Source organism: Azospirillum brasilense, from assembly GCF_003349955.1.
In the GTDB taxonomy this organism is placed as follows: domain Bacteria; phylum Pseudomonadota; class Alphaproteobacteria; order Azospirillales; family Azospirillaceae; genus Azospirillum; species Azospirillum brasilense_B.
The window spans coordinates 117,047-130,578 of the sequence record NZ_QLKQ01000001.1 but is presented as its reverse complement, the minus strand read 5'-3'; the positions used below and the strand labels follow the sequence as shown (position 1 = coordinate 130,578).

Genomic DNA, 13,532 nt, shown 5'->3' with positions numbered 1-13,532 from the left:
TTATGAACGTCAGCGCTTTCTTCACCCCTACCGGACGATGACCACCACCAGCCGTTTCGGCCCGTGGACGCCATAGGCCAGCGTCTGCTCGATGTCCGCGGTCTTCGACGGGCCGGAGATCAGCAGGGCGTTGGTCGGCATGCCGTCGGCCCAGCGGTTCTCGGTCATCGCCTGCCAGAAGGTGTCGTACAGCGCGTCGGCGCGCAGCAGCGCCAAGTGCATGTGCGGCACCAGCGACATCAGCCGCGGCTCCTCCGGCGTCGGCCAGACGATCAGGCTGCCGGTGTCGGCGATGGCCCCCAGCGTCGTCGTGATGCCGGCGTCGATGCCGTCGAACAGCCGTTCCTTGAAGGTCTCGACCCGGTCGGCGTAGGGGATCAGCTCCGGACCGCCGTCCGTCCACGCGGACGAGAGGCGCGCCCCGACCTCGGTGGCCGGGCCGAACAGCAGGTTGCGGGTGCCCTGCGCCGTCAGGAAAGCCTGGACGTCGGCGGGCCAGTCGGCCTCCGTTGTCTCCAGGAACTCCGTGTGGACAGCCTCCATCATGCGCTTGATGCGCTCCAGCCGTTCCGCGCCGTCCCAGCGCTTGTTGCGCAGGACGGCGAAGTCGGACTCCGGCGGGGTCAGCGGGTGGGCGTCGCGCCCGGCGCGCAGCTTGCCCAGGATCGCGTTTCTGGACTCAGACATCGGGAATCCCCTTCTCGCGGGCGAGGGCGTGGAGCGTGCGGTTGGCGAAGCGCGGCTTGGTCCGCACGTTTGTCCACTCCTTCAGCAGCGGCAGGCTGGTCGGCGCGGCGTTGCCCAGCTTGGCCAGCAGCGCCGTCGCGAACTGGTAGGCGAGCGGCGAGGCGTAGGTCATCGACCAGCCCTTCCACACCATCGCCTCCGCCTTGCTGGCGTGCGAGCCGGCGCCCCGCACCGCGTCGCCGGGGTGCACGGCCTCCGACCGCAGGCGGCCCATGATCTCGACGATGGGGATCTTGACCGGGCAGATCTCGACGCAGGCGTTGCACATGGTGCAGGCGTGCGGCAGCTCGCCCCGCTTCTCCAGCCCTTCCACCTGCGGCATCAGGATCGAGCCGATCGGGCCGGGGTAGGGCGCCTGATAGGCATGGCCGCCGACCTTGGTGTAGACCGGGCAATGGTTCATGCAGGCGCCGCAGCGGATGCAGCGCAGCGTGTTGCGCAGCTCCTCGTCGGCGTAGATGCCCGACCGCCCGTTGTCGAGGATCACCAGATGGATCTCGTCCGGGCCGTCCTTCTCGCCCTCCTTGCGGGGGCTGGAGATCATGTTGACGTAGGTGGTGATCGGCTGGGCGGTCGCGGAGCGGGTCAGCAGGCTGATGACCGGCGGCACGTCCTCCAGCTTCTCAACGACCTTTTCCAGGCCCATGACGGCGATGTGGACGGGCGGCACCGTGGTGCTCATGCGCCCGTTGCCCTCGTTCTCCACCAGGCAGAGCGTGCCCGTCTCCGCCACCGCCATGTTGACGCCGGAGACGCCGACGTCGGCGGTCGCGAACTTCTTGCGCAGGACGCGGCGGGCGAGGTCGGTGAGCTGGGCGACGTCCTCGGTGTATTCCGCTTCCTTGATCTTCTGCTTGAACAGATGGGCGATCTGCTTGGTGTTCATGTGGATCGCCGGCATGATGATGTGCGAGGGCATCGCTTCATCAAGCTGGACGATGTATTCGCCGAGGTCGCTTTCCAGGCACTCGATGCCGCGCTTCTCCAGGAAGGCGTTGAGGTGCATCTCCTCCGACACCATCGACTTGCCCTTGACCACCAGCTTCGCGTTCACGCGCTGCATGATGGACAGGACGATGGCGTTGGCCTCGTCGGTGGTGGCCGCCCAATGGACCTGGATACCGTTGCGGGTGCAGTTGGCTTCCAGCTTTTCCAGCAGTTCCGGCAGCTTGGAGAGGGCGCGCAGGCGGACCGAGGCGCCGAGCGCGCGGACCCCGTTCCACTCGGCGGTGTCGGCGAACTGCACCGCGCGCTTGGACATCAGCCCGTCCATGGCGCGGCGGAAGTTGCCGCGGAGCTGCTGGTCCTGGAGCGCGGCGCTGGACGCTTTCGCGAAGTTGATGCTGCTCTCACCCATGGGTGCGCTCCTTCAGGAACTGGGCGATGTGGACGCCGCGGACCGGCTTCTGGCCAGCCTCCAGCGCGCCGGAGATGTTCATCAGGCAGCCGCAGTCGCCGGACACCACGGCCTTGGCCCCGGTGTTCTCGATGTCCGCCACCTTGTCGCCGACCATCGCCGCGGAAATCTCCGGATGGCGCACGGCGAAGGTGCCGCCGAAGCCGCAGCATTCCTTCTCCCGCTGCAACTCGACCAGCTCGACGTTGGCGAGCTGGCGCAGCAGGGCCTTCGGCTCGTCGGTCACGCCCATTTCGCGCTGGGCGTGGCAGGAGGCGTGCCACGTGATCTTCACCGGCGGTCCCTGGTCCTCGAACGTGACCTTGAGGACCTGGACGAGGAACTGGGTCAGCTCCCACACGCGGGACGCCACCTGACGGGCGCGGGCCTCGTCCGGCTCGCCCTTGAACAGGTCGGGCCAGTGCTTGCTCATCATGCCGGCGCAGGAGCCCGACGGCACGACGATGGGCCAGTCGCCGGGGAAATAGTCGAGCTGCGCGCGGGCGACCTTCAGCGCCTCCTCCCGGTAGCCGGAATTGTAGGCGGGCTGACCGCAGCAGCTCTGCCCCTGCGGGAAGACGACGCGGACGCCCTGCGCCTTCAGCAGCTCCATGCCGGCCATGCCGGCGTCCGGGTAGAACAGATCGACCAGACAGGTGCCGAAAAAGTAAACGCTTTCCGGCCGCTCGATGTCGGGGCGGCTCGTGGTGCCGTCATGGCTCATGGTTTTTCCTCCCTCCCGCCTCAGAACGCGGGTTCCGACGCGCGCGTGGAAGCCGTGGCGGGAGCCTTCGGCGTCGAGCAGGCATCGACCAGATAGACGATGGAACGGTACGGCAAGCCGGAGTGGTCGGACAGGCCGATCTCGCAGGTCCGGCTGTTCGAATAGCCGGCCTTGGCCCCGGCGGGGATGTCCTTGGACAGGTGGCGCAGGGCGTGGGCGTTCAGCTCCGGCGTGGTGAAGCCCTTGTCGCCGGCGAAGCCGCAGCAGCCGACATCCTCCGGCACCACCACCTGGGTGGCGCAGGCGGCGGCCACCGCCTTCATCTTGGCGTCCAGCCCCATGCGGCGGGTGGAGCAGGTCAGGTGCAGCACCACCGGCTCCGTCTGCTTGGTGAAGGTCAGGCGGTCGAGCAGATGATCGTGGATGAACTCCACCAGATCCAGGACCTGGAGCCCGGCGTCCTTCAGGTGCTTCTTCAGCCGGAAGGAGCAGGGGCTGGTGTCGAGGACCACCGGGGCCGTGCCGTTGGCGCTGGCCGCCCAGATGGCGCGGACCATCTCTTCCGCCTTGGCGTCGGCCTGGGCGGCGAGGCCCTTGCTTTCCAGCGGCATGCCGCAGCACAGCGAGGCCAGCTGCTCCGGATAGGCGACGCGGTAGCCGGCCTTGTGGAACAGCGCCTCCACCTTCACCGGCAGCGGGGTCTTCTCCGGATCGCTGGCGGCGGGACCCATGCTGCGGCTGGTGCAGCTCGGCACATAGACGACAGTCGGCGCGTTGGCGGTCGGCGCGTCGGCGGACGCCTTGGCCTGGGGCAGCGGCGTGAAGTTGGTCGGAGTGGGCAGGGCGCGCGGCAGATGCGGCAAGCGCTGGCCGGTGACGGTGCGCAGCTTCTCGAACAGCCCGTTCGCCGTGTCGTCACCCAGCGCCCGCTTCGCCAGATCGGCCAGCTTCAGGCCGGTGCGGGCGACCGACAAGGCCCCGGCGGTGTGTTCGGCGACGTAGGTGCCGAACCCCTGGGCCATCGCCCCGCGACGGTCGCCGCGGATCGCCTTGATGAGCAGCCCCGTCTCGATCCCCACCGGGCAGGCGGTGGAACAGAGGCCGCAGGCCGCGCAGGTGTCGATGCCCTGGTAATCATAAGCCTCGTGCAAGGCGCCGAGCCGAGCCGAGTCCGCGCCAGTGGCTTCAAGACGCGAAATCTCGCGCCAGCCGACGATGCGCTGGCGGGGGGAGAGCGTCATCTTGTGCGACGGGCAGGTCGGCTCGCAGAATCCGCACTCGATGCAGGTGTCCACCAGCGGGTGGGCGGCCGGCATCGCCTTCAGGTTCTTGAGATGCGCCTCCGGGTCGTCGTTCAGGATCACGCCGGGGTTCAGCAGGCCCTGCGGGTCGAGCAGCGCCTTGATCTCCTTCATCAGGCCATAGGCCTGCGGACCCCATTCCATCTCCACGAAGGGCGCCATGTTGCGGCCCGTGCCGTGCTCCGCCTTCAGCGAGCCGTCGTACTTGCGCACCACCTGATCGCACACCGCGTCCATGAAGCGGCGGTAGCGGTCGACCTCCTCGTCGGTGTCGAAGGCCTGGGTGAAGACGAAGTGCAGGTTCCCTTCCAGCGCGTGCCCGAAGATGATCGCCTCGGTGTAGCCGAACGTCAGGAACATCGCCTGAAGCTCGACCGTCGCCTCGGCCAGCCGGTCGAGTGGATAGGCCACGTCCTCGATGATGACCGTGGTGCCGACCTTGCGCATGGCGCCGACCGCCGGGAACAGGCCCTTGCGGATCTTCCAGTAGCTCTCGCCCAGCTTGGCGTCGGTGGTGAAGGTGGGCGGGAACAGGGTCTGGGTGTTGGCGATCACCGCGCTGACCGCGGCGATGTTGGCGTCCAGCGCCACCGCGTCCTCGCCGCGGATCTCCACCAGCAGGGCGGAGGCGTCCGGCCCCAGCCCGCCGATGAAGTCCGGCATGCCCGGCTTGCCCTCGACCGAGCGCAGCGAGGCGCGGTCCATCAATTCCACCGCCGAGACGGGTGTCGGCTTCATCAGCGCGACGGCGCGGCAGGCCTCTCCGATGTCCGGGTACATCAGCAGCGCGTTCGCCTTGTGGGCGTGCTCCGGCACCGTGTTGTAGGTGATCTCGGACAGGAAGCCGAGCGTGCCCTCCGACCCGATCATCAGGTGCTGGAGGATCTCGACCGGCTCCTCGAAGTCCACCAGGGCGTTCAGGCTGTAGCCGGTGGTGTTCTTGATGCGGAACTTGTTGCGGATGCGCTCCGCCAGTTTCTCGTCGGCGCGGGTACGGGCGGCCAGATCGGACAGGCCGGCCAGCAGGGCGCCGTGGCTGACGGCGAAGGCGGCGCGGCTGGCGGCGTCGCCGGTGTCCAGCAGCGTGCCGTCGGCCAGCACCAGCCGCATGGAGGCCAGCGTGCGGTAGCTGTTCTGGGCGGTGCCGCAGCACATGCCGCTGGCGTTGTTGGCCGCGATGCCGCCGATCTTGGCGGTGGCGATGGAGGCCGGGTCCGGACCGATCTTGCGCCCGAAGGGAGCCAGCTTGCGGTTCGCCTCCGCCCCGATGACGCCGGGCTGGAGAGTCACCGTCGCGGCACCCGGCGGGATGGTGCAGCCGCGCCAGCTGTCGCCCAGCAGGACCAGGACGGAATCGGTGACCGCCTGGCCCGACAGGCTGGTGCCGGCGGCGCGGAAGGTCACCGGGGTCTTCAGCTCCCGGCAGAGGTTGAGCAGCCGCACCACCTCGCCCTCGGCCTCGACGATCGCGACGATCTTCGGGATCAGGCGGTAGAAGCTGCCGTCGGTCCCGTAGGCCAGCGTGCGCAGCGGGTCGGTGACGAGGCGTTCGTCCGGCATGAACTCCCGGAGGGCCGCGTGCAGGCGGTCATAGGGCGCGGGCAGCATCGGTTCTCGGGGCCTCCGGATCTGGGACCGCGCGACGACTCCTCCGTGATCGCCGGTCCGGGTTGCGGGTGCTGGGGCTGGGTTTGTTTCCGCCTGTCGGACGGGCGGCTTGTTGTGTGCCACAGTCAGTATGTCGGATAATCGATTTGCTGGGTGGCCGCAATGGTAAAATGAATTGACCAAACGCAGCGCTGCGCTGCTGCAATGCAATAAAAAAGCGGCGCCACCCGACCGGATGGAAGGCCGAGCGGCGCCGTAGGGAATAAAGCTCGGCAGTGGATGACGCCCCTTCTCCCCGGGGGGAGGAGAAGGGGGGAGACTTCGACGCTTAGGGGATCATCCAGGGCAGGATGTAGGCCTGGATCATGGTGATGACGCCGATGATCGCGACGAAGAACAGGCTGTGCTTCACGGTGAAGCGGAACAGCTCGGACTCGCGGCCGACCAGACCCACCGCGGCGCAGGCCACGGCGATCGACTGCGGGGAGATCATCTTGCCGGTGACGCCGCCGGTCGTGTTGGCCGCGACCATCAGCACGTCGGACACGCCCACCTGCTGCGCCGTGGTGGCCTGCAGGCCGCAGAACAGCGCGTTGCTCGACGTGTCGGACCCGGTCAGGAACACGCCCAGCCAGCCCAGGATCGGCGAGAAGAACGGGAACAGGAAGCCCGTGCCGGCCAGCAGCAGCGCCAGGGTCGAGGACAGGCCCGAGTAATTGGCGATGAAGGCGAAGGCCAGGACCATGCCGATCGAGTAGATCGGGCGCTTCAGCTCGCCGACCGTCTCGACGAAGGTCTTCACGCCGTCGGCCGGGCGCATCTTCAGCATGACCATCGTGATGATCGCGGAGATCAGGATGGCCGTGCCGGTGGCCGACAGCAGGTCGAGCTTGTAGACGGCCTCGATGGGCTTGGGCGAGGCGACGATCGGGGCGGCCTTCAGCACCAGCTTGTCCAGCCCGGCGACCGGGAAGTACAGCACCGTGTCGGCCAGCGCGCCGCCCTTGGCGAACAGGGCCTTGAAGGGCTTCAGGCTCCAGATCGTGACGATCACGGTCAGGATCAGGAAGGGCGACCAGGCCTTGGCGATCTCACCGGCGCTGTAGCCGCGCTGGGCGTTGAACTCGCTCGACGCCATGGCGCCGACCGACTGCGGCACCGGGCCGGCGGGCAGCGGGGAGTTGGCGAAGCGGAAGATCGCCTTGGGCTTCCAGAACTTCAGGAAGACGGTGATGCTGACGAGGCTGACCAGGGCGGAGGTGATGTCCGGCAGCTCAGGCCCGATGAAGTTGGCGGTGAAGTACTGGGTGACGGCGAAGGTGCCGCCGGCGACCAGGATGGCGGGCCAGGTCTCGCGCACGCCCTTCCAGCCGTCCATGATCATGATGATCCAGAAGGGCACGAAGACGGACAGCAGCGGCAGCTGGCGGCCGGCCATGGCGCCGATCCGGAACGGGTCGAGCGAGGTGACCTGACCGGCGACGATGATCGGAATGCCCATGGCGCCGAAGGCCACCGGGGCGGTGTTGGCAATCAGGCAGAGACCGGCGGCGTAGAGCGGGTTGAAGCCCAGCCCGACCAGCAGCGCCGCGGTAATGGCGACCGGCGCGCCGAAGCCCGCAGCCCCTTCCAGGAAGGCGCCGAAGGAGAAGCCGACCATCAGCATCTGAAGACGCTGGTCCTCGGTGATCGAAACCACCGACGAGCGGATGATCTCGAACTGACCGGTCTTGACCGTGATCTTGTAGAGGAACACGGCGGCCACGATGATCCAGGCGATGGGCCACAGACCGTAGAGGAAGCCGTATCCGGCGGACGCCAGCGCCATGCCGACCGGCATCTTGTAGAACAGGATGGCGACGGCCAGCGAGATGGCGACGGTGATGGTGCCCGCGACGTGGCCCTTCAAGCGCAGCATCGTCAGCGCGATGAAGAAGAAAATGATCGGCAACGCGGCCACAAGTGCCGAAAGCCAAAGGTTACCCGCGGGATCGTAGACTTGTGTCCAGGGCTGCATGTTTCCTACCTATGCCGCAGATTCTCGGTTCTGCGCTTTGGCCAGCGACCATGAGTGGAGCCCGGACCCGCACGTCTTATCCGGACGCGCGCCGCCTGTCATTCCATGGCCATTCGACCGTGGAGGTCAGTTTTTTTCTTGGGTTGGGCTCCGGTCAAAACATATGACCAAAGGCTCTGAACGGATACATTGGGTCGCAATGGTTGGCAATAGGGAAAATTCAATTTACCGTCGGCGTCGCGAGAGACTTTTTCTTGCCCGTGGTATTACCACCTGACTCCTTCGAGAGCGCTGCGATCGGGAAACGGTGCCAGGGGGCGCGGTGGGGCTGGACGCGCGGAAGCCGTGACGATATCTAACCTTCGGGATCGGATGGGATTTCTGCGGATGCAGGACAAGGGGCAGGGCAACGGAATGATCAAGCCGGCCAAATTGGCGGACGCCATCGCCGACCATCTGGAGACGCTGATCCGGGAAGGCGTGCTGCGTCCAGGGGAGAAGCTGCTGCCGGAACGGGATCTGGCGCTGAAGCTGGACGTCTCGCGCCCGTCGCTGCGCGACGCCCTGGAGAAGCTGGAGGAGCGCGGGCTGCTCGTCTCCGGGCGCAACGGCACGCACATCGCGCAGTTCCTGGCGCCCATCGCCGCCCCGCTGGCGGCGCTGCTTCAGTCAGACCCGGACGCGCCTTTCCATTACCTGGAGTTCCGCACCTCCATCGAGGCGGCGGCGGCCAAGCTGGCCGCGCAGCGGGCGACCGACCTCGACCGTCAGGCGATCCGCGCCCTGGCCCAGCGCATGCGCGACGCCCACGGCAAGGACGACCCGTCGGAAGAGGCCGATGTGGACGCGCAGCTTCACCTCGCCTTCTACGAGGCGGCGCACAACACGGTGATGCTGCACATCATGGGCGCGTTGTCGGAGATGCTGCGCAACGACGTGTTCTACAACCGCGACCGGCTCTACACCCGGCCCGGCGTGCGCGACCTGCTGCTGGCGCAGCATCTGGCCATCGTCGACGCGGTGCTGGCCGGCGACGCCGAGGCCGCCCACACGGCGGCGGAGGCGCATGTGATGTTTACGCTGCACACCCTGCGGGAAATCCGCGAGGACGACACGCGGCTGGAGGCCTCCCTGCGCCGCATCGGGCGCACCGATCTGATCGAAACCGCCGAACGGGCCTGACTCAACGGGCGGCATTTGGGAACCCCAGGGCCATTCCCGGTTTTACACGGCTGTAGGCCAAGGAGGTCCAGCCGTGCCCACCGCAACGCCGCTCGCCCAAACGCTGCCGTCCATCATTCCCTATTGCGGCGCCCCGCCGGTGCCGGAGGGGTTCTGGAGCGCCTGGAACGGCGATCCGGTCCTGCTGTCCGTCTTCGCCTTTGCCGCCGTGGGATACGCGATGGTGGTGCGGCGGCATGGAGCGGGGATGGCCCGTCATCAGCCCTGGTGCTTCGCCGCCGGGTGGCTGATTCTGTTCGCCGCCTTCGTGTCGCCGCTGTGCAGCCTGACCTCCGCCCTGTTCTCGGCGCGGGTGGTCCAGCATCTTCTGACCATCCAGGTCGCGGCGCCCCTGCTGGTCCTGTCCTGGCCGATGGACGCGCTCCGCTGGCCCAACTGGGCGCGGGTCCTGGCCTCACCTTTGGCCGTTCCGGAAATCGCCTGGGGTCTGTTCGGGCTGTTCCTCTGGGTGTGGCATTTGCCGGGACTCTACATGGCGGCGCTGCGCTTCGACGCGGTGCTGTGGGTAATGCACGCCAGCCTGCTCATCGGTGCGGTCGCCGCGTGGCGGACGGTGCTGGCCCCCGACGATGCGGCCATGCGGGGGAGGGGGCTGCTGTCGGCCTTCGGCACCTCGGTCCATCTCGCCATTCTGGCGGCCCTGCTGATCTTCGCCCCGCAGCCGCTGTTCGTCTACCATCTGGAGACGACGGCGCCCTGGGGCCTGTCGGCGCTCGCCGACCAGCAACTCGGCGGGCTCATCATGGGGGTGGTCGGGGCGGCGGTCTATGTGGCGGTCAACCTCTACGCGCTGGCGCGCTGGCTGATGGTGCCCGAGCGCCAGCGCTCGTAAGGCGGTCAGCTTGCCTCCAACCCGAGGAAACTCCAGGACACGTCGCCGCGGCCGAGCATATCCTCCCGGTCGTTCCGATGGATGCAGCGCAGGCCGACGGACGCGGCAAGCGCGATGGTTTCGGCGGCCGACACGTCGTACATGGTCCGCCCCGCCGGCACCGGGCCGTGGCGCAAGGACATGACGATCCGTCCGCTTGGGTTCAGCAGGCCCGCGATGTGCGGCATCGCGATGGCTCGCTGGGCCTCATCGAGGTGCATCCACACCGCGGTGAGCAGGACGACGTCGTAGCGCCCGCCGTCGCTCCGCACCACCGCCAGCTCCGGCAGGCTGTCGTCGAGCCAGCGGATCGGCGTCGCGGCGTGGATGCGCATTCCCGCGCTGCGAAGCTCCGGCGTCGGTTCGACGGCGGTCACCTCGTGGCCAAGCGCCGACAAGGCGGCCACGTCCCGTCCCGTGCCCGCGCCGATGTCCAGGACGCGGCTCGGTTGGGAGGGGAAGAGGTGGAGCACGTCGCGATGCACATCGGCGAACGCCACGCTCTCGTACTGTTCGGTGAGCGCTGTCGCGTTTTCACCGTACCCGTTCCATCCGCTCATTCCCCGGTCCTCCGCAAGGCGCACCGTTGACGGCGCAACCGTCCCTCCTGCTTACCACAGACCGCGGCATATCCATGAGGCGTCGGGGCACGCGCGCAACGAAAAACCCCGGCCCTTGCGGGCCGGGGTTCTCGTGTCGCGTCACGCTCAGTGGACGGCGGCGCTGCTCCGTCCGCCGCCGCCCGTCAGGGCGAAGCCCAACGGCGGGCGCTCCGGGGCCTTGAAGCCGGTGGCGCGGTCCTCCTCGACCGGCACCCCGTCCAGGGTCAGGCGGCCGTCCCGCGTCGACAGGTGCAGGGTCGAGCGCTCGTCCACTTCGCCGTCGAGCAGCCGCTCGGCGATCGGGTCCTCCACCAGATTCTGCACCGCCCGCTTCAACGGGCGGGCGCCGAAGGCGGGGTCCCAGCCGAGGTCGGCGAGCCGGGCGCGGGCCGCGTCGTCGGCGGTCAGCGACAGGCCGCGCTCCGCCAGACGGTCGGCGACGCGGGCGAGTTGGATGTCCACGATGTGGGCCATTTGCTCGCGCCCCAGCCGGCGGAAGATCAGCACGTCGTCCAGCCGGTTCAGGAACTCCGGCCGGAAGGCGCGGCGCACCGCGTCCATCACCTCGATCCGGGCGCCCTCCAGGCTGTCGTCCTCGCCGAGCGCGGTCAGGGCGTCCGCCCCCAGGTTCGACGTCATGATCAGGATCGCGTGGCGGAAGTCCGCCGTGCGGCCCTGGCCATCGGTCAGCCGCCCGTCGTCGAGCGCCTGGAGCAGCACGTTCAGCACGTCGGGGTGGGCCTTCTCCACCTCGTCCAGCAGGACGACCTGATAGGGCCGGCGCCGGATCTTCTCGGCCAGCGTACCGCCGTCGTCATAGCCGACATAGCCCGGAGGCGAGCCGATCATGCGGGCGACGGAGTGCTTCTCCATATACTCCGACATGTCGACGCGGGTGACCGCGGTCTCGTCGTCGAACAGGAAGGCGGCCAGCGCCTTGGCCAGCTCCGTCTTGCCGACGCCGGTCGGGCCCAGGAACAGGAAGGAGCCGGTCGGACGGTTCGGGTCCTTCAACCCGGCCCGCGCCCGGCGCACCGCCTTGGACACGGCGCGCACCGCCTCCGCCTGACCGACGACGCGCTCGGCCAGCCGGTCCTCCATGCCCTTCAGCCGCTGCCGCTCGCTGTCCAGCATGCGGTCCACCGGGATGCCGGTCCAGCGGGTGACCACCGCGGCGATGTCCTTCGCCGTGACCTCCTCCCGCTCCGCGTTGGCGCGGGATTCCGCCTCGGCCAGACGCTTCTCCAGGTCGGGAACGACGCCGTAGGCCAGCTCGCCGGCCTTCGCCCAGTCGCCGTCGCGTTGCGCGTGCTCCAGCTTGGTGCGGGCCTGGTCCAGCTCCTCCTTCAGGCGGCGGCCCTCGGTGCGGCGCGACTGGCCGACGCGCCATTCCTCCTCCATGGCGGTCAGCTTCGCCTCGTCCACCGCGAGTTCGGACTCCAGCTTGTGCAGCCGGTCCTGGGACGCGGCGTCCGGCTCCGACTTCAGGGCCTCGCGCTCGATCTTCAGCTGGGCGACGCGACGTCCGACGGCGTCCAGCGCCTCCGGCTTGCTGTCGATGGCCATGCGCAGGCGGCTGGCCGCCTCGTCGACGAGGTCGATGGCCTTGTCGGGCAGGCGACGGTCGGCGATGTAGCGGGCGGAGAGCTGCACCGCCGCGACCACAGCCGCGTCGGCGATGCGCACGCCGTGGTGCACCTCGTACTTGCCCTTGATGCCGCGCAGGATCGACACGGCGTCCTCGTCGGACGGCTCGTCAACGTTCACCGGCTGGAAGCGGCGGGCCAGCGCCGCGTCCTTCTCGATGTATTTGCGGTACTCGTCCGGCGTGGTGGCGCCGACGCAGCGCAGCTCGCCGCGCGCCAGCGCGGGCTTCAGCATGTTGGCGGCGTCCATGGCGCCGTCCGTGCGGCCGGCCCCGATCAGCGAGTGCAGCTCGTCGATGAACAGGATGATGCGGCCCGCCGCCTGCTGCACCTCCGACAGGACGGCCTTCAGCCGCTCCTCGAAGTCGCCGCGGAACTTGGCGCCGGCCAGCAGGGCGGTGAGGTCGAGCGCCAGAACGCGCCGGTCCTTCAGCCCCTCCGGCACGTCGCCGGAGGCCAGCCTCTGGGCCAGACCCTCCACCACGGCGGTCTTGCCGACGCCGGGCTCGCCGATCAGCACGGGGTTGTTCTTGGTGCGCCGGGCCAGGACCTGGATGGTGCGGCGGATCTCGTCGTCGCGCCCGATCACCGGGTCGAGACGGCCCTGGCGCGCCTCCTCCGTCAGGTCGCGGGCGTATTTGGCGAGCGCTTCGCCTATCTGGGCGTCCTCCTGCCGGTCGGCGGGGCGGTTCCGGCTCAGCGACTCGACGCCCTCGACCAGCACAGCCGGATCGACACCGGCGCGGTGGAACAGCGCGCGGGTGCTGCCGCCCTGGGCGGCCAGCGATTCGAGGAGCCGTTCGGGGGAGACGAACTTGTCGCCGGCACCCCGCGCCGTTTCGACGGCGTTCTGGAGCACGCCGGCGAGCGCCGGGGACATGAAGATTGGGTGCGGCCCTTCGCCATCCACACGGGTCTGGCGGTTGAGGGTTTCCTCGGCGGCGGTCTTCAAAAGCTCGGGGTCGCCGCCGGCATCGCGGATCAGCTTGGCGGGCACGCCGTCGGCGTCCTCGACCAGGGCCTTCACGAGATGTTCGGGGACGAGCTGTTGGTGGCGTCCGGCGAGAGCCGCCAGTTGCGCAGCCTGGATGACGCCGCGCGCACGGTCGGTGAACAGACCGAAGTCCATCAGGCACTCCGTTCGTTATGGTTCCCGCCCTTTGCGAAGGCGCGGGAAGACGGCCTGTGTGGCCCGCACCATGCGCGGCCCCGGTCGCCTCAAGGGAACAGATGGGCAGGGGCGCCGCTCCGATCAAGACGGCCGCCCGGACCGTGGGGCAAGGCTGTCTTGCGCACCATTGTCTCACTATATGGACGGTGATTTATTTATTTGACACAATCCGTACGCCTTCATAAAGTGGTGGAAACTGATATGCCA

General features: G+C 68.5%; 9 protein-coding genes. 2 read left to right on the top strand and 7 right to left on the bottom strand.

Features of this window, described 5'->3' with window-relative positions; genetic code table 11:
- Window positions 1–27 precede the first annotated feature (27 nt).
- The 5 genes from DXK32_RS00585 to lldP form a co-directional block, all read right to left on the bottom strand.
- Window positions 28–687, bottom strand: a complete 660-nt coding sequence (locus DXK32_RS00585) for a LutC/YkgG family protein (protein WP_114856714.1) — start codon at window positions 685–687, stop codon at window positions 28–30.
- On the bottom strand, window positions 680–2,104 hold the full coding sequence (locus tag DXK32_RS00580) for a LutB/LldF family L-lactate oxidation iron-sulfur protein (RefSeq protein WP_114856713.1): 1,425 nt from the start codon (window positions 2,102–2,104) through the stop codon (window positions 680–682). The genes DXK32_RS00585 and DXK32_RS00580 overlap by 8 nt, the downstream gene beginning before the upstream one ends.
- Window positions 2,097–2,867, bottom strand: a complete 771-nt coding sequence (locus DXK32_RS00575; protein ID WP_114856712.1) for a (Fe-S)-binding protein — start codon at window positions 2,865–2,867, stop codon at window positions 2,097–2,099. The genes DXK32_RS00580 and DXK32_RS00575 overlap by 8 nt, the downstream gene beginning before the upstream one ends.
- A gap of 20 nt (window positions 2,868–2,887) precedes the next feature.
- Window positions 2,888–5,776: an FAD-binding and (Fe-S)-binding domain-containing protein gene (locus tag DXK32_RS00570; protein WP_114856711.1), complete on the bottom strand. Its 2,889-nt coding sequence runs from the start codon at window positions 5,774–5,776 to the stop codon at window positions 2,888–2,890.
- A gap of 328 nt (window positions 5,777–6,104) precedes the next feature.
- Window positions 6,105–7,793, bottom strand: coding sequence for an L-lactate permease (gene lldP / locus DXK32_RS00565; protein ID WP_114856710.1), 1,689 nt, complete (start codon window positions 7,791–7,793; stop codon window positions 6,105–6,107).
- 387 nt (window positions 7,794–8,180) lie between these two features.
- Between lldP and DXK32_RS00560 the strand changes: the two genes are divergently transcribed.
- Together DXK32_RS00560 and DXK32_RS00555 are read left to right on the top strand one after the other, a co-directional pair.
- Complete coding sequence (locus tag DXK32_RS00560) at window positions 8,181–8,975, top strand: FCD domain-containing protein (protein ID WP_114856797.1); 795 nt, start codon at window positions 8,181–8,183, stop codon at window positions 8,973–8,975.
- Between the two features lie 73 nt (window positions 8,976–9,048).
- Window positions 9,049–9,867 (top strand): cytochrome c oxidase assembly protein, encoded by an 819-nt coding sequence (locus DXK32_RS00555; RefSeq protein WP_114856709.1) that lies wholly within the window; start codon window positions 9,049–9,051, stop codon window positions 9,865–9,867.
- 5 nt (window positions 9,868–9,872) lie between these two features.
- On the opposite strand, the gene DXK32_RS00550 is transcribed toward DXK32_RS00555, so the two are convergent.
- On the bottom strand, window positions 9,873–10,466 hold the full coding sequence (locus DXK32_RS00550; RefSeq protein WP_114856708.1) for a class I SAM-dependent methyltransferase: 594 nt from the start codon (window positions 10,464–10,466) through the stop codon (window positions 9,873–9,875).
- A gap of 147 nt (window positions 10,467–10,613) precedes the next feature.
- A complete protein-coding gene (gene clpB, locus DXK32_RS00545) occupies window positions 10,614–13,283 on the bottom strand; it encodes an ATP-dependent chaperone ClpB (RefSeq protein WP_114856707.1) in 2,670 nt (889 codons plus the stop codon).
- Window positions 13,284–13,532 lie beyond the last annotated feature (249 nt).

What these genes read in the sequence shown, in the direction of transcription:
- DXK32_RS00585 (WP_114856714.1), bottom strand. Translation starts at nt 687, where the DNA reads ATGTCTGAGTCCAGAAACGCGATCCTGGGCAAGCTGCGCGCCGGGCGC.
- DXK32_RS00580 (WP_114856713.1), bottom strand. Translation starts at nt 2,104, where the DNA reads ATGGGTGAGAGCAGCATCAACTTCGCGAAAGCGTCCAGCGCCGCGCTC.
- DXK32_RS00575 (WP_114856712.1), bottom strand. Translation starts at nt 2,867, where the DNA reads ATGAGCCATGACGGCACCACGAGCCGCCCCGACATCGAGCGGCCGGAA.
- DXK32_RS00570 (WP_114856711.1), bottom strand. Translation starts at nt 5,776, where the DNA reads ATGCTGCCCGCGCCCTATGACCGCCTGCACGCGGCCCTCCGGGAGTTC.
- lldP (WP_114856710.1), bottom strand. Translation starts at nt 7,793, where the DNA reads ATGCAGCCCTGGACACAAGTCTACGATCCCGCGGGTAACCTTTGGCTT.
- DXK32_RS00560 (WP_114856797.1), top strand. Translation starts at nt 8,181, where the DNA reads ATGCAGGACAAGGGGCAGGGCAACGGAATGATCAAGCCGGCCAAATTG.
- DXK32_RS00550 (WP_114856708.1), bottom strand. Translation starts at nt 10,466, where the DNA reads ATGAGCGGATGGAACGGGTACGGTGAAAACGCGACAGCGCTCACCGAA.
- clpB (WP_114856707.1), bottom strand. Translation starts at nt 13,283, where the DNA reads ATGGACTTCGGTCTGTTCACCGACCGTGCGCGCGGCGTCATCCAGGCT.